This is a genomic window from Marinobacter vulgaris, assembly GCF_003344045.1.
Lineage (GTDB): Bacteria > Pseudomonadota > Gammaproteobacteria > Pseudomonadales > Oleiphilaceae > Marinobacter > Marinobacter vulgaris.
Genome location: NZ_QFWX01000005.1, coordinates 23,264 through 45,250, shown reverse-complemented (window position 1 = coordinate 45,250; position 21,987 = coordinate 23,264). Strand labels below are relative to the sequence as shown.

General features: G+C 58.9%; 19 protein-coding genes. 4 read left to right on the top strand and 15 right to left on the bottom strand.

What is annotated here, in order from left to right:
- The first annotated feature begins 12 nt into the window (after positions 1–12).
- The 3 genes from DIT71_RS11550 (at position 13) to dxs (ending at position 3,261) form a co-directional block, all read left to right on the top strand.
- The gene (locus DIT71_RS11550; protein ID WP_114613385.1) at positions 13–267 is read left to right on the top strand and encodes an exodeoxyribonuclease VII small subunit; all 255 of its coding nucleotides are present in this window, start codon (positions 13–15) and stop codon (positions 265–267) included.
- Positions 267–1,166, top strand: coding sequence for a polyprenyl synthetase family protein (locus tag DIT71_RS11545; RefSeq protein WP_114613384.1), 900 nt, complete (start codon positions 267–269; stop codon positions 1,164–1,166). Before DIT71_RS11550 ends, DIT71_RS11545 begins: the two co-directional genes overlap by 1 nt.
- A gap of 160 nt (positions 1,167–1,326) precedes the next feature.
- Positions 1,327–3,261, top strand: coding sequence for a 1-deoxy-D-xylulose-5-phosphate synthase (gene dxs / locus DIT71_RS11540; protein WP_114613383.1), 1,935 nt, complete (start codon positions 1,327–1,329; stop codon positions 3,259–3,261).
- 28 nt (positions 3,262–3,289) lie between these two features.
- Here the strand turns inward: dxs and ribA are convergent, their stop codons facing one another.
- The 6 genes from ribA to DIT71_RS11510 form a co-directional block, all read right to left on the bottom strand.
- Positions 3,290–3,904, bottom strand: coding sequence for a GTP cyclohydrolase II (gene ribA / locus DIT71_RS11535; protein WP_114613382.1), 615 nt, complete (start codon positions 3,902–3,904; stop codon positions 3,290–3,292).
- A gap of 113 nt (positions 3,905–4,017) precedes the next feature.
- On the bottom strand, positions 4,018–4,524 hold the full coding sequence (moaC, locus tag DIT71_RS11530; protein WP_244312013.1) for a cyclic pyranopterin monophosphate synthase MoaC: 507 nt from the start codon (positions 4,522–4,524) through the stop codon (positions 4,018–4,020).
- Between the two features lie 59 nt (positions 4,525–4,583).
- A complete protein-coding gene (locus DIT71_RS11525) occupies positions 4,584–5,543 on the bottom strand; it encodes a Nudix family hydrolase (protein ID WP_114613380.1) in 960 nt (319 codons plus the stop codon).
- Between the two features lie 2 nt (positions 5,544–5,545).
- The gene (gene argJ, locus DIT71_RS11520) at positions 5,546–6,763 is read right to left on the bottom strand and encodes a bifunctional glutamate N-acetyltransferase/amino-acid acetyltransferase ArgJ (RefSeq protein WP_114613379.1); all 1,218 of its coding nucleotides are present in this window, start codon (positions 6,761–6,763) and stop codon (positions 5,546–5,548) included.
- A 95-nt stretch (positions 6,764–6,858) separates the two neighbouring features.
- On the bottom strand, positions 6,859–9,606 hold the full coding sequence (gene secA, locus DIT71_RS11515) for a preprotein translocase subunit SecA (protein WP_114613378.1): 2,748 nt from the start codon (positions 9,604–9,606) through the stop codon (positions 6,859–6,861).
- Positions 9,607–9,768: 162 nt separating this feature from the next.
- Positions 9,769–10,722, bottom strand: coding sequence for a M23 family metallopeptidase (locus DIT71_RS11510; RefSeq protein WP_114613377.1), 954 nt, complete (start codon positions 10,720–10,722; stop codon positions 9,769–9,771).
- A gap of 293 nt (positions 10,723–11,015) precedes the next feature.
- Here DIT71_RS11510 and DIT71_RS11505 point away from each other — a divergent pair, with 293 nt between their 5' ends.
- Positions 11,016–11,462, top strand: a complete 447-nt coding sequence (locus DIT71_RS11505) for a DciA family protein (RefSeq protein ID WP_114613376.1) — start codon at positions 11,016–11,018, stop codon at positions 11,460–11,462.
- Between the two features lie 12 nt (positions 11,463–11,474).
- Here DIT71_RS11505 and lpxC read toward each other — a convergent pair whose 3' ends face one another.
- The 9 genes from lpxC to murD all read right to left on the bottom strand — a co-directional run bounded on the left by lpxC (position 11,475) and on the right by murD (position 21,984).
- Entirely contained in the window at positions 11,475–12,389 is a 915-nt protein-coding gene (gene lpxC, locus DIT71_RS11500) for a UDP-3-O-acyl-N-acetylglucosamine deacetylase (protein ID WP_114613375.1), read from the bottom strand.
- A 206-nt stretch (positions 12,390–12,595) separates the two neighbouring features.
- Positions 12,596–13,753 carry a cell division protein FtsZ gene (gene ftsZ, locus DIT71_RS11495; protein WP_114613374.1) on the bottom strand — a complete coding sequence of 386 codons (1,158 nt, stop codon included), beginning with the start codon at positions 13,751–13,753 and terminating at the stop codon, positions 12,596–12,598.
- 101 nt (positions 13,754–13,854) lie between these two features.
- Positions 13,855–15,090 (bottom strand): cell division protein FtsA, encoded by a 1,236-nt coding sequence (gene ftsA / locus DIT71_RS11490; protein ID WP_114613373.1) that lies wholly within the window; start codon positions 15,088–15,090, stop codon positions 13,855–13,857.
- A gap of 36 nt (positions 15,091–15,126) precedes the next feature.
- Complete coding sequence (locus tag DIT71_RS11485; protein ID WP_114613372.1) at positions 15,127–15,966, bottom strand: cell division protein FtsQ/DivIB; 840 nt, start codon at positions 15,964–15,966, stop codon at positions 15,127–15,129.
- Positions 15,959–16,933, bottom strand: coding sequence for a D-alanine--D-alanine ligase (locus DIT71_RS11480; protein WP_114613371.1), 975 nt, complete (start codon positions 16,931–16,933; stop codon positions 15,959–15,961). The genes DIT71_RS11485 and DIT71_RS11480 overlap by 8 nt, the downstream gene beginning before the upstream one ends.
- Complete coding sequence (gene murC / locus DIT71_RS11475; protein WP_114613370.1) at positions 16,926–18,371, bottom strand: UDP-N-acetylmuramate--L-alanine ligase; 1,446 nt, start codon at positions 18,369–18,371, stop codon at positions 16,926–16,928. Before murC ends, DIT71_RS11480 begins: the two co-directional genes overlap by 8 nt.
- Positions 18,364–19,449, bottom strand: a complete 1,086-nt coding sequence (murG, locus tag DIT71_RS11470) for an undecaprenyldiphospho-muramoylpentapeptide beta-N-acetylglucosaminyltransferase (protein WP_114613369.1) — start codon at positions 19,447–19,449, stop codon at positions 18,364–18,366. The genes murC and murG overlap by 8 nt, the downstream gene beginning before the upstream one ends.
- Entirely contained in the window at positions 19,442–20,644 is a 1,203-nt protein-coding gene (gene ftsW / locus DIT71_RS11465; RefSeq protein WP_114613368.1) for a putative lipid II flippase FtsW, read from the bottom strand. The genes murG and ftsW overlap by 8 nt, the downstream gene beginning before the upstream one ends.
- Positions 20,644–21,984, bottom strand: a complete 1,341-nt coding sequence (murD, locus tag DIT71_RS11460) for a UDP-N-acetylmuramoyl-L-alanine--D-glutamate ligase (RefSeq protein ID WP_114613367.1) — start codon at positions 21,982–21,984, stop codon at positions 20,644–20,646. Before murD ends, ftsW begins: the two co-directional genes overlap by 1 nt.
- Positions 21,985–21,987 lie beyond the last annotated feature (3 nt).

Sequence of the window (21,987 nt, the reverse complement as noted above, 5' to 3'; positions counted from 1 at the left end):
CGGAGGCCCTGTATGGCCGGTGAGAAAAGCACGGCGTCTATCGCCGACTTTGAAAAATCCCTGGATGAGCTGGAAAAACTGGTTCGTGACCTGGAGCAGGGGGAGCTGTCCCTGGAGCAGTCACTGACGGCTTTCGAGCGGGGCGTAAAGCTCACAAGGGAGTGCCAGCAGGCGCTCAGGACGGCGGAACAGCGGGTGGAGCAGCTGGTCGAAAACAGCGATGGCACACTGGAAACGCGACCGTTTACCCCGGATGAACCTGCCTGATGCCAACGCAGAATACCCGTCTGGAAACATTCCTGGAACAGTGCCGACAGCAGATCGACGCTGAACTGGAGCACCGGTTTTCCACCTCAGACACTGGCCCTGCACGCCTTCAGGAGGCCATGCGGTACAGTGTATTGGGCGGCGGCAAGCGTATTCGCCCGGCCCTGTGCATGGCGGCAGCTGCAGCAGTGGGCCAGCCCAAGAACAAAGCAATTGTTCCTGCCTGCGCCCTGGAGCTGATCCATGCCTATTCGCTGATTCACGACGACCTGCCGGCCATGGACGATGACGAACTGCGCCGGGGGCGTGCCACAACACACATCGCCTTTGACGAAGCTACCGCCATTCTTGCCGGTGATGCCCTGCAGACCATGGCATTCGGCTGGCTGGCCGAAGCCCCGGGAGTGGATGACCAGGTCCGTCTGGCGATGATTCGGGAGCTGGCCCTCGCAAGCGGGCACCAGGGTATGGTGGGGGGCCAGGCTATCGATCTGGAGTCGGTCGGCAGAAGCCTCACTATCGATCAGCTGGAGAAGATGCATCGCCACAAAACCGGGGCTCTGATTGCAGCCAGCGTGCGCGTGGGCGCCCTGACTGCCCCGGATGTCAGCCAAGACCAGCTGACAGCCCTCACCACCTATTCACAGACTCTCGGGCTGGCATTCCAGGTTCAGGATGATCTTCTGGACATTGAAGGTGACACCACAGTGATCGGCAAACCTCAAGGGTCAGACCTGGCACGCGCCAAGCCTACCTACCCTTCCCTGCTTGGCAGCGCCGGTGCCAGAAACTATCTGGCACAGCTTCTGGATTCGTCCCTCTCCAGCCTGGATGGTTTCGGCAGGGAAGGCGACATGCTAAGGGACATGGCCGGTTATGTGGTGGCCCGCACCCATTGAACCATCACGGCGCTGGCATGCACACTGGCCAACAGTAGCTGATAAAGCCTGACCGGCCCAATCAGTATGAAACCGGGTCCCTTCATCCCCTATAATGTCCAGTAATCGATTATTATCGTCAGCAGTCACATTTTGAAACAGCCGGAAAAGACTCGAGCAGATGCAGGATACATATACTTTCAGGGAAATTCCGTCACAACGGCCCAACACGCCGCTTCTGGACAGGATCGATAGTCCCGCACAGCTACGGGAGCTGGCAGACGACCAGTTGACTCAGTTGGCGCGGGAGCTGCGCGCGTTCCTGCTCTGGTCCGTGGGGCAGACAGGTGGCCACTTCGGCGCCGGCCTTGGCGTTCTGGAACTGACTGTTGCCCTGCATTATGTCTTCAACACACCGGAAGACCGGCTGGTATGGGACGTCGGCCACCAGGCCTACCCCCACAAAATCCTCACCGGCCGCCGTGAGCGCATGAACAGCATCCGCCGCAAAGGTGGACTGGCAGGTTTCCCGAAACGGGCCGAGAGCGAATACGATACCTTCGGCGTAGGCCATTCCAGTACCTCGATCAGTGCCGCCCTGGGCATGGCGATTGCCTCGCGCATGCAAGGAACCGGTCGCAAGAGTATTGCGGTCATCGGTGACGGTGCCATGACGGCAGGAATGGCGTTTGAAGCCCTGAATCATGCCGGTCACCTGCATGCTGACATGCTGGTTATCCTCAACGACAACGATATGTCGATTTCCCATAATGTCGGCGGCCTGTCGAACTATTTTGCCAAGTTGCTGGCAAGCCGTACCTACAATCAGGTGCGCGACAGCAGCAAACGGGTGCTGCAGGCGGCGCCCCATTTGATGGCATTGGCCCGCAAGACCGAGGAGCACTTCAAGGGCATGATTGCGCCCGGCACCCTGTTCGAGGAGCTTGGTTTTAATTACATCGGCCCCATCGACGGTCATGACCTGCCTCTGCTGGTGGAAACCCTGGAAAATATCCGCGAGCTGGACGGCCCGCAATTCCTTCATGTGGTAACCACCAAGGGCAAGGGCTTCGCCCCCGCCGAAGCCGACCCGATTGGCTATCACGCCATTAACAAGATTGACCCGGTGCCCCCCAGCAAGCCAGAACCGGTGGCCCCCAAACCGTCGAAACCCAAATACGCCAACGTTTTTGGCCAGTGGCTCTGTGATGCGGCAGAAGCGGACGAGCGCATTGCAGGCATCACCCCGGCCATGTGCGAAGGCTCTGACCTGCTGGCGTTCTCCCAGCGCTTCCCGGACCGGTATTTTGATGTTGCCATTGCCGAGCAGCACTCGGTTACCCTGGCTGCGGGCCTCGCCTGTGACGGAGCCAAGCCGGTGGTTGCCATCTATTCCACGTTTCTGCAACGCGCCTACGACCAGCTGATTCACGATGTCGCCATACAGAATCTGGATGTATTATTTGCCATTGATCGCGCGGGTCTGGTGGGCGAAGACGGCCCCACCCATGCCGGTGCTTTCGATATCAGCTATCTGCGCTGCGTCCCCAACATGATCGTAATGACACCGTCCGATGAAAACGAAACCCGCCAGTTGCTGCACACCGGCATGCTGTTCGAGGGGCCTGCAGCGGTGCGTTACCCCCGCGGAACCGGCCCCGGCGCCGAGATCGTCCGGGAACTGGCCGCCCTCCCCATCGGCAGGGGCCGGCTGGTCAAAGAGGGTTCCGGAATTGCGATACTGAACTTCGGCACCCTGCTGACACCTGCTCTTGAAGCGGCAGAAGCGCTGGGCGCAACGGTGGCGGATATGCGGTTTGTAAAACCACTGGACGAGGAGTTGATTCTGTCACTGGCGGAGCAACACAACCTGCTGGTGACGATCGAAGAGAACGCCATCGCAGGCGGCGCTGGCAGCGCAGTGACGGAGTTCCTCAACAGCCGCGACGTCAGCCAGCCGGTATTGCAGATCGGTCTGCCGGACACTTTCATTGACCACGGCAAGCACGGTGAGCTGCTGTCTTCCTGCGGACTGGATGCAAAGGGCATCAGGCGTGCTATTGAAGGTCGCCTGGAGCGAATGAGATACAATCAGTCACTCAAGGCTGTGAAGTAAGGGAGCGGCAGGGCAGATAGGGGTAAGCTCAGACGGTGGGATCGTCGTCCTGATGGGTCTCGAACCAGTGGCCGAGCTTGCTCTGCTTGGTGTTCAGATAGTGCTCGTTATGGGGGTTGCGCCCTACGTGCAGGGGCACACGCTCGGCAATTTCAATACCTAGATCGGTCAGCGCATCCACCTTGCGGGGGTTGTTGGTCATCAGCCTCAGGCTGCTGATACCAAGATGCTCCAGCATGTCGCGGCACATGGTGTAATCCCGCAGATCAGCTGCAAAACCCAGTTGTTCGTTGGCCTCGACCGTATCGGCACCCAAATCCTGGAGATTATAGGCACGAATCTTGTTCAGCAGGCCAATGCCACGACCTTCCTGACGCAGATACATCAGAATGCCACGGCCCTCGCGGGCAATGCTGCGCAAAGCCTCCTCAAGCTGATACCCACAGTCGCAGCGCATGCTGTACAGGGCATCGCCGGTCAGGCACTCGGAATGGGTCCGCGCCAGCATCGGCTCAGGGCTGTCCAGATCACCCAGCGTAAGCGCCACATGTTCCTTTCCGGTGTCCGGCTCTTCAAACCCGTGCATGTCGAAAACGCCGAAAGGGGTAGGCAACCGGCATGTCTGGATGTAACGAACGGCCACAGTGCTTCCTCGTGGTTCAGTCAATCGGGCCGCGCATTCTAGCACGCGGCCACCGTCCTGGCGTAGTCTCTGCACGGTCATTCCTCCGTCCGGTATCACTGAATAGCAAGAGTTTACGAACCGGAGTCTGAAGCGGACCAGTGGCCACTTCGACCACCTTTCTTCTCGAGCAGGCGCACATTATCTACCACCATGCCGCGATCAACCGCCTTGCACATATCGTAGAGAGTCAGCGCCGCGACACTGGCGGCCGTCAGAGCCTCCATTTCGACCCCTGTCTGCCCGGATAGCTTGCACAGGGTCCCGATATGAACCGAAGCACCATCATCGCCCGGTGTCAGTTCCACTTTGACCGAGGTCAGGTTCAGGGCGTGACAAAGGGGAATCAGGTCATGGGTCTTCTTGGCGGCCATAATGCCGGCGACCCGCGCAACCGCCAATACATCACCCTTGGGGTGCTGCCCCTCCACAATCATCGCCAGGGTTTCAGGCGCCATCCGGATCAGCGCCTCTGCCCTGGCCTCCCGTTCGGTGGCTGCCTTGGACGTAACGTCCACCATGTGTGCGGCGCCTTTGTCATCAAGATGGGTCAGTTTGCTCACAGTGTCTCCAGAGATCATCGAGTGGGTATTTGTCCGCCATCATAACAGAGCGCGGAGTCTCTGCGGCCGGCGTAATATCAGACAGATGACCACCAGAAACTGATACCGGCAATACCCTGGGCACCGGCACCGCGAGCCTCAGCAAGATCCTTCAACGAGAGACCGCCCAACGCAAAAACAGGTACCGTCGAGACTGCCACCAGCTCCCGGAAACGGCGCCAGCCGATCCCGGTCGCGCCAGGATGAGAGGGAGTGGGCATCACCGGACCAAGGGTAATGAAATCCGCCTGCAGCAGGCCGGCATGGGCTATTTCCTGCTCATTGTGACAGGAAACCGCCAGCAGATAACCGTCGGGAACAGGCCGGGCGGAATGTTGCCTGGCCTCATGCCAGGGCAGATGCAGGCCGCAAGCGGCCGGGAACTGCTCAAGCAGGGATGCAGAACCATGCAGTAGCAGCCTCGCACCACTCGCCCTGCAGGCCTCCAGGGACCAGGCTGCAAGTTGTGCATAGGCGTCGTCACTCAGGTTCGGCGCCCGCAGCAGACACAGCTCCGGCTTTGCGGTACGCAACCCCTGTTCCAGCTGCCTCAGGTAAGCCGTCGTATCGGCTGCAATACCGGTAATGGCGTACTGGCGGGGCAGGCGCAAGGCCCGGATGATGGGGCGGTTGGCAGCAGGAAAGTCCGCATCGGCCAGATCGCAGACATTGAGCCAGCTTATCTCCTGCCCTTCGCGGCCCTCAGGGCTGCCCTGGGCTGAGGAGGCTGCCCAGACATCAAGAAATACCCGCTTGTCACCATAATCGTGGCGGATTTCGATCACCGGTTCCAGGGCGTCCGGTGCAATCCGTAACCCGGTTTCTTCGCGAATTTCCCTGACCAGGGCCTGCTGCACGCTTTCACCGGTTTCAACCTTGCCACCCGGAAATTCAAGCAGCCCACCCTGGTGGACATGGTCCGGGCGACGGGCAATCAACACCTGTCCCTGGCGGAAGATAACTCCAACGGCGACGTGTATTTCCCGGACTGCTGTCATGGTCAGGTGCGGTACTCGGCATTAATGGTGACATAGTCATGGGAAAAGTCGCAGGTCCAAACCCGTTCCATGACATCACCCCGCTTGAGGTCGATGTGAATGGTAATTTCCTCGCCAGCCATTACCGCCTGCCCGCGGGCTTCGCTGTAGTCTTCCGCGCGGCCGCCCTTGCGCACCAGGCAGACATCCCCCAGCCAGATTTCAAGGGCATTCAGGTCCAGCCCCTCGACACCGGCACGCCCCACCGCGGCCAGGATCCGGCCCCAGTTGGGGTCAGACGCAAACAGCGCGGTCTTCACCAGGGGCGAGTGGGCAACGGTGTAGGCAACGTCCAGCGCCTCCTGGACCGAACCCGCCTGGCTAACCTCAATGGTGACAAACTTGGTGGCTCCCTCTCCGTCCCTGACAATGGCATGGGCCAGCTCCAGGAACACCTCGTTCAAGGCGCCCCTCAGCTTTGGCAGGCAATCGCTGCCAGCAGTGATCTCCGGGCCGCTGTATTGGCCGCTGGCAATTAGCATGCAGGCGTCGTTGGTGGAGGTATCGCCGTCAATGGTAATGCGATTGAACGACTTTTCTCCCAACTCGGAAGCAAGCGCCGACAACACCTCGGGCGAGATTTTTGCGTCAGTCGCGATAAAGCCCAGCATGGTGGCCATGTTCGGGCGAATCATGCCGGCACCCTTGCTGATCCCTGAAATGGATACTTTGTGACCGTCCAGATCGATCTGGCGGGTAGCGCCCTTGGGCCGGGTATCCGTGGTCATGATTCCGGAGGCCGCTTCCGCCCAATGGGATTCCGATACATCCGCCAATGCCTGCGGCAACCCATTCAGGATCTTCGCGACCGGCAGCGGCTCACCAATAACGCCGGTCGAGAATGGCAGCACCGAGCCCGCGGACACACCTGCCGCGTCTGCCAGTGCCTGGCAACAGGCCTGGGCGTCTTTCATGCCCTGCTCACCGGTACCGGCGTTGGCATTTCCGGTATTGATCAACAGATAGCGGGGTGCATCATTACCCAGGTGGCGTCGGGCGATATGAACCGGAGCCGCGCAGAACTGGTTGCGGGTAAAGATACCGGCCACACGGCTCCCCGGGGCCAGCTCAATAACCACCAGATCCTTTTTGCCCGGTTTCTTGATCCCGGCGCTTCCGATGCCCAGCTTTACACCGGGAATCGGGAAAAATGTCGGCAAGGTGCCTGGACCAACGGCCATTTTCACTCTCCTGTCATCAACAGCAACCCAATGAAAAACCCGCAGCCTGCATGGATCAGGGTGCGGGTCGTTATGCTACTGGTCAGTATCGGTAATCAGCTGACCTTTCCGCAGCACTGCTTGTACTTCTTGCCGGACCCGCATGGACAGGGCTCGTTGCGCCCCACTTTCCGGTCCTGTCGCACAAAGGTTTCCGGGATGCCCTGTGCCTGCGCACCGGCAGCACCGGCATTGTCGTCCTGCTGCTGAGCGGTGGCGCTGGTTTCATCGTGGCGCAGACGGGCCTGGGCGAGCTCTCTCTCCAGCTCTTCCTTGCGCCGGCGCTCGACTTCCTCCATTTCTTCACGGCTCTGCACGCGAACGTGGGAAAGCACCCGCACCACATCCCGCTTCATGGTTTCCAGCATGGTCTCGAAGAGGTTGAACGCCTCGCGCTTGTATTCCTGCTTGGGATTCTTCTGGGCGTAGCCACGCAGGTGTATACCGCGGCGCAAATGGTCCATGTTCGACAGATGCTCCTTCCACAGGGTATCGAGCACCTGCAGGAACACCTGTTTCTCGAACTTGCGCATGGATTCGGAACCGGCAATCTCTTCCTTGGCCTCGTAGGCTGCAACGATTTCGTCGAGAATGCGTTGGCGCAGATTTTCCTCGAACAGCTTGCTGTCCTCGTCCAGCCACTTCTGAATCGGGAGATTGATAGCCATTTCCGACTGCAGCTGACTTTCCAGTCCCGGCACATCCCACTGTTCGGGCATGCTTTGCGGCGGAATGAATTCGCTGATCAGGGAGTCGACCACATCTTCGCGGATGGTCTTGACCATCTCGGAAATGTCATTCGAGGACATCACCTCGTTGCGCTGATCGTAGATCACCGTGCGCTGGTCATTGGCCACATCGTCGTATTCCAGCAGGGTTTTGCGCATATCGAAGTTGCGGCCTTCCACCTTGCGCTGGGATTTTTCGATGGCATTGGTGACCATGCGGTGTTCGATGGCCTCGCCCTTTTTCATGCCCATGGCCTGCATCAGGCTCTTCACCCGATCCGGAGCGAATATCCGCATCAGGTTGTCTTCCAGAGACAGGAAGAAGCGTGACGACCCCGGGTCGCCCTGACGACCTGCGCGACCCCGCAGCTGGTTGTCGATACGGCGGGATTCGTGCCGCTCCGTGCCGATAATGTGCAGGCCACCGGCATCAAGAACCTGATTGTGGCGCTCGGTCCATTGCGCCTTGATGCGGCCAACCTCTTCTTCGGTGGGGTTGTCCAGACCCGCGACCTCGAATTCCCAGTTGCCGCCCAGCACGATGTCGGTACCACGACCGGCCATGTTGGTAGCGATGGTGACCGCACCCGGACGACCCGCCTGGGCGATAATCTGGGCCTCACTCTCATGCTGCTTGGCGTTCAGGATCTTGTGATCAATCCGCGATTTTTTCAGCAGCATGGACAGCATTTCGGACGCCTCGATAGAGGCGGTACCTACCAGAATGGGCCGCCCCTCGGCAGTGACGTCCTTGATCTCGTCAATGATGGCGTGAAACTTTTCTTCCTCGGTCAGGTAGATCAGGTCGTTGTAGTCGATCCGCTGGATCGGTTTGTTGGGCGGAATAACAACGACATCCAGTCCGTAGATCTGGCGGAATTCGAACGCTTCGGTATCCGCGGTACCGGTCATGCCGGCCAGCTTGTCATACAGACGGAAGTAGTTCTGGAAGGTAGTCGAAGCCAGGGTCTGGCTCTCTGCCTGGATACGGACACCTTCCTTGGCCTCAATCGCCTGGTGCAAACCCTCGCTCCAGCGGCGGCCCGGCATGGTGCGCCCGGTGTGCTCGTCGACGATCACCACCTGGTCACCCTGGACAATGTAGTCCACATCTTTCTGGAAAAGGTGGTGTGCCCGGAGGGCGGAATGGATATGGTGCAACAGGCTGAGATTGGCGGCGGAATAAAGGCTCTCCCCTTCCTTCAGCAGACCACGTTCCAGTAACAGCTCTTCCACTCTTTCATGGCCATTTTCGGTCAGCTCTACCTGTCGGGACTTTTCGTCGATGGTGAAGTCGCCGCTGGGCTCGGCTTCTTCTTCGCTGACCTCACCCTGTTCAAGTCTTGGCACCAGTTCGTTGATTGCCTGGTACAGTTTCGAGCTGTCTTCGGCGGCACCGGAAATAATCAGCGGGGTGCGGGCCTCGTCAATCAGGATGGAATCCACCTCGTCGACGATGGCAAAGTGCAGGCCACGTTGCACCTTGTCCTCGGTGCTGAACGCCATGTTGTCCCGCAGGTAATCAAAACCGAACTCGTTATTGGTGCCGTAAGTGATATCGGCCTGATAGGCGGCGCGCTTTTCTTCCTGGGGTTGACCAGCCGCTACCACCCCCACCTGAAGGCCAAGAAAACGGTACAGCTTGCCCATCCAGTCGGCGTCACGACGGGCCAGGTAGTCGTTTACCGTCACCAGGTGCACGCCTTTTCCGGTCAGCGCGTTCAAGTAAACTGCCAGGGTGGCCACAAGGGTTTTACCCTCGCCGGTTTTCATTTCGGCGATCCGGCCCTCGTGGAGCGTAATGCCACCCACCATCTGCACGTCATAATGACGCATGCCCATCACCCGCCGGCTGGCCTCCCTGGTGGTGGCAAAAGCTTCCGGCAGCAGCGCGTCAAGGCTTTCGCCCTCCTCATACCGGCGACGGAATTCCGCAGTCTTTCCCTGCAACTCGGTGTCCGACAAATTGCCATACTGCTCTTCAAGTTCGTTGATGCGCGAGACGGTTTTGCGCATTCGCTTGATTTCTCTGGCGTTCTTACTGCCGAACATCTTGGTTGCAAGCTTTGTGAACATAGACCAATGCTTCTTTGATTAAACGGAGGAAGCCGGCATTCTAACCTTATTTCACAGCAGTACAAAAGTCAGGCCTCACAGAAGCCTGTCACAACGCTGAAAAGATTGAAAAAAGGTATCTGTCCGGGCGGCAGGACGGCGCAGGGCGACTGACCGGGCCGCTTAGCGCCTGGCTCTTTTTATGTAGGTTTCCGGGTTTTCGGACTTGCCGTTGCGAATCACCTCAAAATGAACGTGAGGGCCGGTCGAGCGCCCGGTGCTACCCATCAGGGCGAGAACCTGACCTTTCTGGACGACATCTCCCACGCTAACCTTGATGGTCTTGGCGTGTGCATAACGGGTCACCAGGCCCTCCCCGTGGTCCACTTCCACCAGATTGCCATAACCGTAGCGCTTGTCAGCGTAGGTGACCACACCGCCGGCAACGGAGATGATATCGCTGCCGTCCTTGCCTGCCAGGTCGACACCGGCATGCCAGGTACGTTTTCCGGTGAAGGGATCCGAACGATAGCCATACTTGGACGACAGCCACCCCCAGGTGATCGGTCGACCCTGCACATAAAGTTCTTTCTCGAGTTTCTGGCGGGAAGTGACCATATCCAGCATTCGCAGTTGCTGTTCGCGATCCTCGATACGCTTTGCCAGCTGATCAATCATGCCGGTGAGCTCAGGGGCCGTGTAGGAGTCGCCATCAAGGCTATCCTCAGGGCCACCTACTGCGGCCGGCTGGTCGAAATCAAACTCGTCGCTGGCGACGAGGCCGGATTCCACGAACCGTTGCCCCAGCGCGTCAAGGCGAAGCAGGCGCCCCTGCATTTGACCCAGGCGAAGTGTCAGGGCATCCACCTGCTGCTGGACATTGCGTTCTATTTGCGCGAGCTCGTCTTTCTGTTCACTCAGTTTCGAACGCCATTCTGCCACCAGCTCCGGGTCTCCGGCCTCGACCTGTTCTACCTGCCCAAGGGCAATCTGGTAACCAGACCAGCCTGCCAGAGCCAGCAGTGCGGTTACGATAAAGGCCAGGCCGGCCGCAACCGGAGCGTTTATCGAGACGGCACGAGATTTCCCATGGCGCTTGCCTACGAGGATGATATTCATATCGTCTTCTGGTTTCATGGGGACACAACCTGATCCTGCAGGGTTGCATCCTGAGTGTTCTGACTGGGCCTGCCGGGGCATCCTTTGCCAGATTGCGGAGCTTCTCTCCGTCTACTCAATCCTGGGCAGCATCAATCGTGTCTGAATACGCACGTGCTATCCGTCGCAACGCCTGCAATTGATAAAATGGCAGTCACCCGTGGACACACACACATCAAGCAATGTAAAACGAGTGTAATACAGGGTCTGCCTATTAACCGTACAAAAGTGTAACCAATCGTTACCGTTGTCGTCGAGAACTACTGATTGCCATGAAAAAGAAAACCGACCTCGAATTGACTCCGGACAGCTTCTCCAGGGCTTCAACCCTGCGGGAGCTGATGGCAAAGGCCCAGCATCATGCCCAGGCGGAACAGATGGTCGTCGCGGCGCTGCCGCAGAGCCTGGCCAAAGGGACCCGCTTTGTCAGCTGCAAAGAGGGTGAGCTGGTGCTTTCCGCATCAGCAGCCACCACTGCCAGCCAGATCCGTTTCCGCCAGCACGAAATCATGGAAGCGCTGCGCAAACAGGAGCTGTTCCGTTTCGTGTGGAAACTGAAGGTCAAGGTTGCACCGCCAAGATTCAGCGAGCGCCCCAAGATTAAAATGACACCCCTCAGCAACGAAAATGCCCGGCTCCTCAAAGAAGAAGCCGGGCACACGAAGGACAAACAGTTACGCGAGGTTCTCGAAAAACTCGCTAGCCACGTCCGGGATTAAGGCGTCCCGCCCCTAGCCCGCCGCCAGCACAGGTTTCATGTAGGAAATCGGGGCAGCGGCCTCGTCGTCAAAGGTCACCACTTCCCACGCATCCTCTTCTGCCCTGAGCTTGCGCAGCAGCTTGTTATTCAGGTCATGGCCGGATTTAATACCACGGAACTCCCCAATCAGGCTATTGCCTAACTGGTAAAGATCGCCGATGGCATCCAGCAGCTTGTGCTTGACGAATTCGTCTTCGTAGCGCAGGCCGTCTTCGTTGAGGATCTTGTAATCGTCAACGACGATGGCGTTATCCACGCTTCCGCCCAGCGCCAGGTTCATTGCCCGCAGCTTTTCAATGTCGCGCATGAAACCGAAAGTCCGCGCACGACTGACTTCCTTCACGAAAGACGTGCTGGAGAAGTCGACGGTTGCAGTCTGGGCGCGCCCCTTGAAAACCGGGTGGTCGAAGTCGATGCCAAAGCTCACCTTGAAGCCTTCGAAAGGCAGCAGGGTCGCTTTCTTGTCACCTTCCTCGACCGTCACTTCGCGCTTGATGCGGATGAAACGCTTGGCCGCGTCCTGCTCGGCGATACCGGCAGATTGCAGAAGAAACACAAAAGGACCGGCCGAGCCGTCCATGATGGGCACTTCCGCCGCGCTGAGTTCGACGAAGCAGTTATCGATTCCGAGACCAGCCATGGCTGACAACAAATGCTCTACTGTTGCAACCCGGACACCGTCTTTCAGAAGTGTCGTGGAAAGCATGGTCTCACCCACGTTTTCCGCACAGGCACGGATATCGACCACGGGGTCAAGATCGGTGCGGCGGAATACGATGCCCGAATCCACTGGTGCCGGCTTCAGGGTCAGGTAAACCTTTTCACCTGAGTGAAGGCCAACACCGGTGGCACGGATGGTGTTTTTGAGTGTCCGTTGTCTGATCATCGGTACATATTTCCGTCACATAAATGCGATATAGTCTGGGCAAAAATCTGCCCGGAGAATACCAGAAAGTAAAACTGAATACCATTTAACCAATCGTAGCTCTTTGTAACTACTGAACAGGTTCTCCGGCGCGAGGCCGGGCTGATACTCAGCACGCGTCATTCAGCGAAAATGGTTCCACTTTCGAACGCATTTGCAACAGATTATCAGTCAGCCTGACGACGCAGGAATGCGGGAATATCGAGATAATCGACGCCCTGCTCTTCCTTGTCCTTGCTCTGATCAATCGCCACGTTGCCGTGAGCCACGGCCCGGCGGCGCAGTACAGCGGGACGATCAAGCTGGTTGTAATCCGTTGTGCCATCAAGGCTGCGGGTGTTATCCACCACCTTGGTGGGTTTTTCACGATCTCCACCCAGGCCAGTAGCAACAACCGTTACCTTGAGCTCATCGGTCATGTCCGGATCGATCACCGTACCCACCACAACGGTGGCGGAATCCGATGCAAATTCGCGAACAATGTCGCCAACTTCGGAAAATTCGCCCAGGTTGAGATCCATGCCCGCGGTGATGTTGACCAGGATACCCTTGGCGCCCTGCAGGTTGATATCTTCCAGCAGCGGGCTGCGAATTGCCGCTTCGGCAGCTTCGCGGGCCCGGTTCTCACCAGTGGCACGCGCGGTACCCATCATGGCATTGCCCATTTCCGACATAACCGTCTTTACGTCGGCAAAGTCCACATTGATCATTCCGTTTCGGGTAATCAGGTCAGCGATGCCCTGAACCGCGCCCAACAGCACATCATTGGCCGAAGCGAACGCGTCCAGCAAGCTGGTTTTCTTGCCCATCACCGCCAGCAACTTTTCGTTGGGGATGGTGATCAGCGAATCAACGGTTTCTTCGAGTTCCTTGAGGCCGGAGTCGGCAACGCTCATGCGTTTGCCACCTTCAAACATGAAGGGCTTGGTGACCACGGCCACCGTCAGGATACCCAGCTCACGGGCCACTTCAGCCACCACGGGAGCAGCACCTGTCCCGGTCCCGCCGCCCATGCCGGCAGTAATGAAGACCATATCAGCACCTTTCAGCGCCTCGGCAATGCGATCGCGGTCCTCGAGGGCAGACTGGCGCCCCACTTCCGGGTTGGCTCCGGCACCCAGGCCCTTGGTGATATTGCCACCAAGCTGGATGATCTGACGCGCGTCCAGGTCCGTGAGGGCCTGGGCATCGGTATTGGCGCAGATGAACTCCACACCTTCAATATCACTGTTGAGCATGTGGCGAACGGCGTTACCGCCACCACCGCCAACTCCCACTACTTTAATGACAGCGTTCTGCTGGACATTATCGACGAGTTCAAACATTCCCCTACTCCTTCGTGCTGTTTATCAGCCTTTTCCAGACTGATTTTTCGAGATTATGATTTTCGAGATACCTTCGTGTACTTCTTCTAAACCGGCGACCGTCAGAAATGACCGGTAAACCAGGCTTTCATGCGCTCAAACAGCGTGGGTGTATCCTCACCCTTAAGCGCTGGCGCCCGCCCCAGGTCCATCTGGCGGAAACCATGGATCAGCAATCCCACGCCAGTGGCGTAGATCGGGTTGTTGACCACCTCCGTCATGCCGGAAACCGCCTGCGGACAGGCCAGCCTCACCGGCATATGGAAGATCTCTTCGGCCAGCTCCACCACACCTTCCATGGTTGAGGAACCGCCGGTAATCACGATGCCGGCCGGGATCAGATCTTCAAATCCCGAACGGCGAAGTTCCGACTGCACCAGGGTGAACAGCTCTTCGTAACGGGGCTCCACCACCTCGGCCAAAGCCTGACGGGAAAGATCCCGCGGCGGCCGGTCACCCACACTGGGCACCTTGATGGTTTCATCCGCGCCGGCCAGCTGTGTCAGGGCACAGGCGTACTTGATCTTGATTTCCTCGGCATTCTGCGTGGGTGTGCGCAGGGCCATGGCAATGTCGTTGGTGACCTGGTCCCCGGCGATCGGAATCACCGCCGTGTGACGAATGGCCCCACCGGTGAACACCGCGATATCCGTGGTGCCGCCGCCGATATCCACAACGCAGACACCCAGCTCCTTTTCATCCTCGGTGAGGATGGCGTGGCTTGAGGCCAGCTGTTCGAGGATGATGTCGTCTACTTCCAGACCGCAGCGCTTGACGCACTTTTCGATGTTCTGGGCAGCATTCACCGCACAGGTCACCAGATGCACCTTGGCCTCCAGGCGCACGCCGGACATGCCCATGGGCTCCTTGATGCCTTCCTGGCTGTCAATCACGAACTCCTGGGGCAGAATGTGGAGGATTTTCTGGTCCGCCGGAATCGCCACTGCCTGGGCAGCATCAATCACCCGGTCAATATCCGCCTGGGTTACCTCCCGGTCGCGGATGGCGACAATGCCATGGGAATTCAGGCTCTTGATGTGGCTGCCGGCAATGCCCGCATACACTGAATGAATCCGGCACCCTGCCATCAGCTCCGCTTCTTCCACGGCCCGCTGTATTGCCTGGACCGTGGTTTCAATATTGACGACTACGCCACGCTTGAGCCCGCGGGACGGGTTGGAACCGATGCCCACCACCTCAATGGTCCCGTCCATTTTGCGCTTGCCGACAATCGCAACCACTTTCGAGGTTCCGATATCAAGGCCGACAATCATGTTTTCCGTTTCAACCGATGACATGTATTCCACCAAACCGTAGGTCTGAATTATGTGTTGCTATGATTTTGATCGGGATGCCGTTTCTGCCGACTTCCACTGAACCGCTACGCCATTGCTGTAGCGGGCATCCACCCGGCTGACCTCGTCTGAGCGCGACGCCAGCCGTTCCTGATAAACCGTAATAAAACGCTCGAAGCGTTCCTCGACCTGGTCCCTGCCCAGAACCACTTCGATGCCGTTAGCCAGGGTCAGGGTCCAGGCCCCCCGCTGCTCCAGGTTCAACCCCGCAAACCCCAAGTCGTGGCCAGTGAGCGTATCCGCCATGGTCTGGGCCATACTGATAACCTCCTTTACACGCTCATCGGGCCCCGCCAACCGCGGCAACCGCCCCGCCACTTCCGGGTTGGCCGGTGCAAACAGCTCGCCGTTGCGGCTCACCAGCCGGTCACTGTTCCAGTAAGCCAGCGGCTTTTTCTCACGAACCTCGATCTGCAGCCGATCCGGCCAGACACGTTTGACCGCTGCTGACTCCACCCAGGGACGCTGCTCCAGTGCCTCCTTGATGTCCGAGAGGTCCGTTGCAAAGAAACTCCGGCCGACCCACTTGCCGGCACTGCGCTCCAGATCCGTGCGGCTTTCACCCACCAGCGCGCCGGTCACGTCGATGGCCATGACCTGGCGATCCATGGCACTCAACACCTGGCTGGCCCCCCATGGCACCAATGCCGCCAGCAGCACAATACCTGCCCCCATTAGCGCCTGCCCCCAGGGCACAGCGGCCAACACGGCTTTCAGCAAACCAAACCGGTCCCGTGAAGGCCCCAGGGTTGTCGCTCCCCTGCGCTTCGGTGGGTCGGACGGTACCGCCCGGCTCCGGATCAGCAGCCTGTCAAGCATCGCGCTCCTCCAGCGTATCCGTCAGGATGCGCACGACCAGCTCTTCAAAACTGATACCCGCCGCTTTTGCCGACATGGGCACCAGGCTGTGGTCGGTCATTCCCGGAACGGTATTTACCTCCAGCAACCAGAAATCCCCTTTGCTGTCCTGCATGATGTCCACCCGGCCCCAGGTACGGCAGCCCAGCACCCGGAACGCGTCCAGTGCCAGATGCTGGAGTTCCAGCTCGCGGTCGGGGGCCAGCCCACAGGGAATCTGGTAACGGGTGTCATCAGCCAGGTACTTGGCGTCGTAGTCGTAGAACACGTGGTCCGTGCTAAGGCCGATCGCCGGCAGGGCCTGGTTCTGAAGCAGGCTGACGGTGAATTCAGGGCCTTCTACCCACTCCTCCACCAGCACCAGTGGATCCAGCACCGCAGCAGCTTCATAGGCTTCGATCAATTCCTGACGACTGGCAACCTTACGGATACCAATGCTCGATCCCTCTCGCGAGGGCTTGACACTCAGTGGCAGATTCAGCGCCTGCAGAATACTGTCGGCTTCATCCACCGCCCCCATGGCACGGAACGCCGGGGTTGGTAATCCGCAGCCCTCGAACACATATTTTGTTCGCAACTTGTCCATGGCCAGCGCCGAGGCCAGAAGCTCGCTGCCAGTGTAAGGAATACCAGCCTGGGACAGGATTGCCTGGATGGTGCCATCCTCACCGCCACGGCCGTGCAACGCGATGAATACCCGGTCAAACTGCGGATCCTCCACCGTTTTGAGCAGGCAACCACGAACATCTACCGGATAGGCATCGACGCCGGCGGACAGCAATGCAGACAGCACCGCCTGCCCGCTTTTCAGGGAAACCTCGCGCTCGGCGGAATCCCCGCCCATAAAGACGGCGACACGCCCGAATGCCTTCAGGATTTGCGGATCCGCCTGATAACCCTGTGTGTCCATCCGGTTGCTATCACTCATCAGCAATGACTCCTGCCGCCGCAAGACGAGCGGCAACACCACCAATATCCCCGGCCCCCTGCGTGATCAGCAGGTCGCCATCACGCAGGTTGTTGGCGAGCAGGATTTCAATCTCGCTATTGTCTTCCACGAAGACCGGCTCGACACTGCCGCGCTGCCTTATGCTGCGGCACAACGCACGGCTGTCGGCACCGGTAATAGCCGGCTCTCCTGCGGGGTACACCTCCATCAGTAACAGGCCATCCACTTCCGACAGTACCCGTACGAAATCCTCATAAAGGTCCCGGGTCCGGCTGTATCGATGAGGTTGATATAACATCACCAGCCGGCGGCCCGGCCAGGCATCATGAGCCGCGCGAATAACTGCCTCGACTTCCGTCGGGTGGTGACCGTAATCATCGATCAGCGTGATGGTTCCCTTGCGGGTCTTGTAATCGCCATAGACCTGGAACCGCCGACCAACACCGGCAAAGCCTGCAAGACCCCGACAGATAGCGACATCCTCTACGCCTTCATCGGTGGCCACGGCAATGGCTGCCAGGGCATTCAGTACGTTATGGCGCCCCGGCATTTTCAGTTCGACATCCAGGTCACTGCGCCCACCAGGACGTCGCACGACGAAGCGGGTTCTGAGCCCGTCGGACCGGATATTTTCGGCCCGATAATCGGCCTCGGGATTGTCGATACCGTAAGTGATAATGGCGCGGGAAATCCTCGGGATAATTTCCTGCACATAGTCATCATCCACGCACATCACGGCAACACCGTAGAAAGGCAGGTTGTGGAGAAAGTCCACAAATGTCTGCTTCAGGCGCCCGACATCGCCGCCATAGGTGTCCATGTGGTCGGCTTCAATATTGGTGACCACAGAGATGACTGGCGTCAGGTGAAGGAACGATGCATCACTTTCGTCGGCCTCGGCCACCAGGTACCGGGACCCGCCAAGCTGAGCATTGGTGCCGGCGCTATTGAGCTTGCCGCCGATCACGAAGGTAGGATCCAGCCCTGCTTCCGCCAGCACGGAAGCGATAAGGCTGGTTGTTGTGGTCTTACCGTGAGTTCCGGCCACGGCGATGCCATGACGATAACGCATGATCTCTGCCAGCATTTCAGCGCGGGGCACGATCGGCACCCGTCTGCTGCGGGCGGACGCGACTTCCGGGTTCTCTCCCGTTACGGCGGAGGAAACCACCACGACATCGGCGCTGGCACTGTTTTCTTCACGATGCCCGATGAACACGTCGATACCCATGGCAGACAGCCGGTCGGTGACCGCGCCCTCGCGGATATCCGAGCCGGAAACCTCGTAGCCCTGGTTCTTCAGTACTTCAGCAATACCGCTCATGCCGGCACCGCCAATCCCCACGAAGTGGATATTGCGGATGCGGCGCATCTCCGGCACCTGATAGACCAGCGGGGGGTTAGTGGGCTCAGCCATTGGCGGCCTCCAGACAGTAATTCACGACTCTCTCCGTTGCATCAGGGCGGGCCAGCGTCTTTGCCGCCTTCGCCATATCGATAATCCGGCTGCGGTCCTTTCCCAGATCCTTCAGGCTTTCCGCCAGCAGATCTGCTGACAGCTTTGGCTGCGGAATCAGGATTGCGCCTCCGGCGTTGACCATTTGCTGTGCGTTTTTGGTCTGGTGATCGTCGACGGCATGGGGAAACGGCACCAGAACTGCGCCAACGCCAGCAACGCACAACTCGGAAACCGTCAAGGCACCGGCCCGGCAGAGTACAATATCGGCCCAGCCGTAGGCCTCTGCCATATCCTTGATAAAGGGCTCCACCAACGCTTCCACATCATTTTCGTTATATGCCTGCCGCGCCTCTTCAGTATTCTTTTCGCCACACTGGTGACGCACCGTCGGGCGCTCGGCTTCGGGCATCGTTGCCAGGGCCACCGGTAAGGTGCGATTGAATATCTGGGCGCCGAGGCTGCCTCCCACCACCAGTAATCTGAGCGCGCCGGCACGGCCTGACAGCCGCTGTCCCGGTTCCGGTAATGACGCTAGATCCTGCCTCACCGGATTTCCCGTACATCGGGTTACCACCTCCGCGCCGAAACTGCCGGGGAAAGCTTCCAGCACTGTGGTGGCGAAACGCACCAGAATACGATTGGTCATGCCCGCGACCGCATTCTGCTCATGGATCACCAGGGGCGTCCGGGTCAGCCAGGCAGCAACCCCGCCGGGCCCGGTCACAAACCCACCCATCCCGATAACGCAGTGGGGGCGGATACCACGGACCACCGAAAAAGCCTGCCCCAATGCCCGCATCAGCCGGAATGGCGCCATCACCAGCGCCAGCCGACCCTTACCACGCAGGCCTGAAATCTGGATAAGCGACAGGGGTATGTCAGTTTCACTGATCAGCCGCTCCTCCATGCCGCCCCGTGACCCGAGCCAGAAAACCTCATGGCCTTTTTCCTGGAGTTTTCTGGCGGTCGCCAGGGCAGGAAAAACATGACCCCCGGTGCCGCCGGCCATCATCAGGAAGCGTCTTTTATCAGTCATAAACCGCACCTCCCCTGGCCTCAGGTTTGCGGGACTTTTCGGCCGCTACTTTTTCGCGGTCCAGCCGCTCCATTTCTACCCGGGCCAGGATCCCGATACAGACCGCGGTGATCATCAGACTGGAACCGCCATAACTCACCAGTGGTAACGTCAACCCCTTGGTGGGCAGCAGTCCGGTGCTGACAGACATGTTGATACTGGCCTGCAAACCGATCAGTAATGTGATGCCGTAGGAGAAACATGCCGCGAACGGCATTCCCGCTTTTTCAGCCCTTCTGGCAATCACGAATCCTGTGACCACCAGCACGGTGAACAGACCCAGCACAATGAGCGATCCCAGCAATCCGAACTCTTCAGCGATGATGGCGAAGATAAAGTCAGTATGGGCCTCGGGCAGGTAAAACAGTTTCTGCACCGAGTTACCGAGACCGGTACCTGCCCAGTCGCCGCGACCGAAAGCGATCAACGACTGGGTAAGCTGGTAGCCGGTGTCGAACTGGTCTTTCCAGGGGTCGAGATAACTGACAACCCGCTTCAGCCGGTAGGGCTGGGTAAACACCAGTACCGCGCCCATGACTATGAGCACGCCGATCAGCGGCATAAAGCGGCTGAGACGAACCCCGCTCAGGAAAATCATGCCGGCCGCTGCAGCGACAAGCACCACAGTAGCCCCGAAATCAGGTTCGATAACCAGCAATACCGAGGCGATACCGAGCACACCAAGTGGCTTCAGAAATCCTGCCCAGGTATTCAGCAGCTCTTCACGACGGCGAACCACGTAGCCGGCCAGGTAGGCGATCAGGCACAGTTTCGCTATCTCCGACACCTGCACATTAAATAAGCCGAAGGAGATCCAGCGGGTGGAACCGTTCACCGTGCGCCCCAGTGGTGTCAACACCAGCAACAGGGACAACAGCCCTATCCCCAGCAGCAGCCAGCCACTGCGCTCCCACCAGGAGACAGGCACATTGACCGCGATCAGGGCAAATACACAGCCCATACCGGCAAAGATCAGCTGACGGATCACATAGTGGTAACTGTTTCCCATGGTTTCCGCCGCCATGTCCATGGAGGCGGATGAGATCATCACAATACCCATTACCAGCAGCGCAGCGGAGCTGATGATCAGCAGCGGCAGCGGCCGCAGGTCGCGGAACAGGCTCTGGCGACCGGGAAGAGACAGATCAGCGTGCATCACAGCCCCTCCACCTGTCTGCGAAAGCTGTCTCCGCGGTCGCCGTAATCGCGGAACATATCGAAACTGGCGCAGGCCGGTGACAACAGAACCCGGTCACCTGGCCGTGCCAGATTCGCGGCCTTGTGAACGGCGTCTTCCATGCTGGTGGCACTAACAGTCTCTGCCTGATTGCCGAGGGCAGATGCGATCAGCCCGGCGTCGGTGCCAATCAGCACGACCGCCCGGCAGTGGGCGGAAACCGGTTCTGCCAGTGCCGAGAAATCGGCACCTTTGCCTTCACCGCCGGCAATAAGAACGATTTTCCCATCCTGTGGCACCAGGCTCTCGATCGCTGCCACGGCGGCACCCACATTGGTGCCCTTGGAATCATTGATGTAATCCACACCTCCAACCCGCCGGATGAACTCGCAGCGGTGGGGCAGCCCCCTGAACTGTTTCGCCGTCGCCAGCATTACCTCCATCGGCAGGCCAACCGCGTGCCCCAGTGCCAGCGCTGCCATCACGTTGCTGATATTGTGACGGCCCATCAGGCCCAGCTCAGCGGCCAACAGCAGGTTATCGAAACCAAAGGTAATCCAGGTTCCCTCATCATCATCCCGGGTACTGAAGGTCTCCGGATTGACCCGATTAAATCCGAAACACAAAAAGCGGAGATTGTCCCGTGCCATGGGCGTGCTCAATGCGTCATCCAGGTTCACCACCGCATTGCTGCAGCCGTTGAATATCCGCTGCTTGGCCTGGAAATATTCCATCTTGGTAGGGTAGCGATCCATATGATCATCGCTGACATTTAGCACGGTTGCTGCCGAGGCATTGAGCTCACTGGTTGTCTCAAGCTGGAAGCTGGACAGCTCAAGCACGTAGAGATCTGCGCCGCGGCCCAGGAGGTCCAGCGCCGGGGTACCTATATTGCCACCCACTTGCACACGGCGACCGGCCGCCCTGGCCATTTCCCCCACCAGGGTGGTCACTGTGGTTTTGCCGTTGGAACCGGTAATCGCAACAATGGGAGCATCCGCTGCTTCCGCGAACAGGTCGATATCGCCGCGAATAACGGCGCCTGCTTCTGCCGCATGGCGGATTGCGGGCTCGGCAATGCTGATGCCCGGACTGACTACCAGCTCGTTGAAACTTGCGAACAGCTCACTGTCAAAATCACCGAGATAAACAGGTAGCTCCGGCCATTGTGACCTGAGCTGGTCCAGACCGGGAGGCGCCTTGCGGCTGTCAGCCACGGCCACGTCCCGACCTTTTTCGCACAGATAGCGCACGCAGGAGAGCCCGGTTTTACCGAGCCCTACGACCAGTGTGCGACGATCTGAAACGATGACACCCATGGT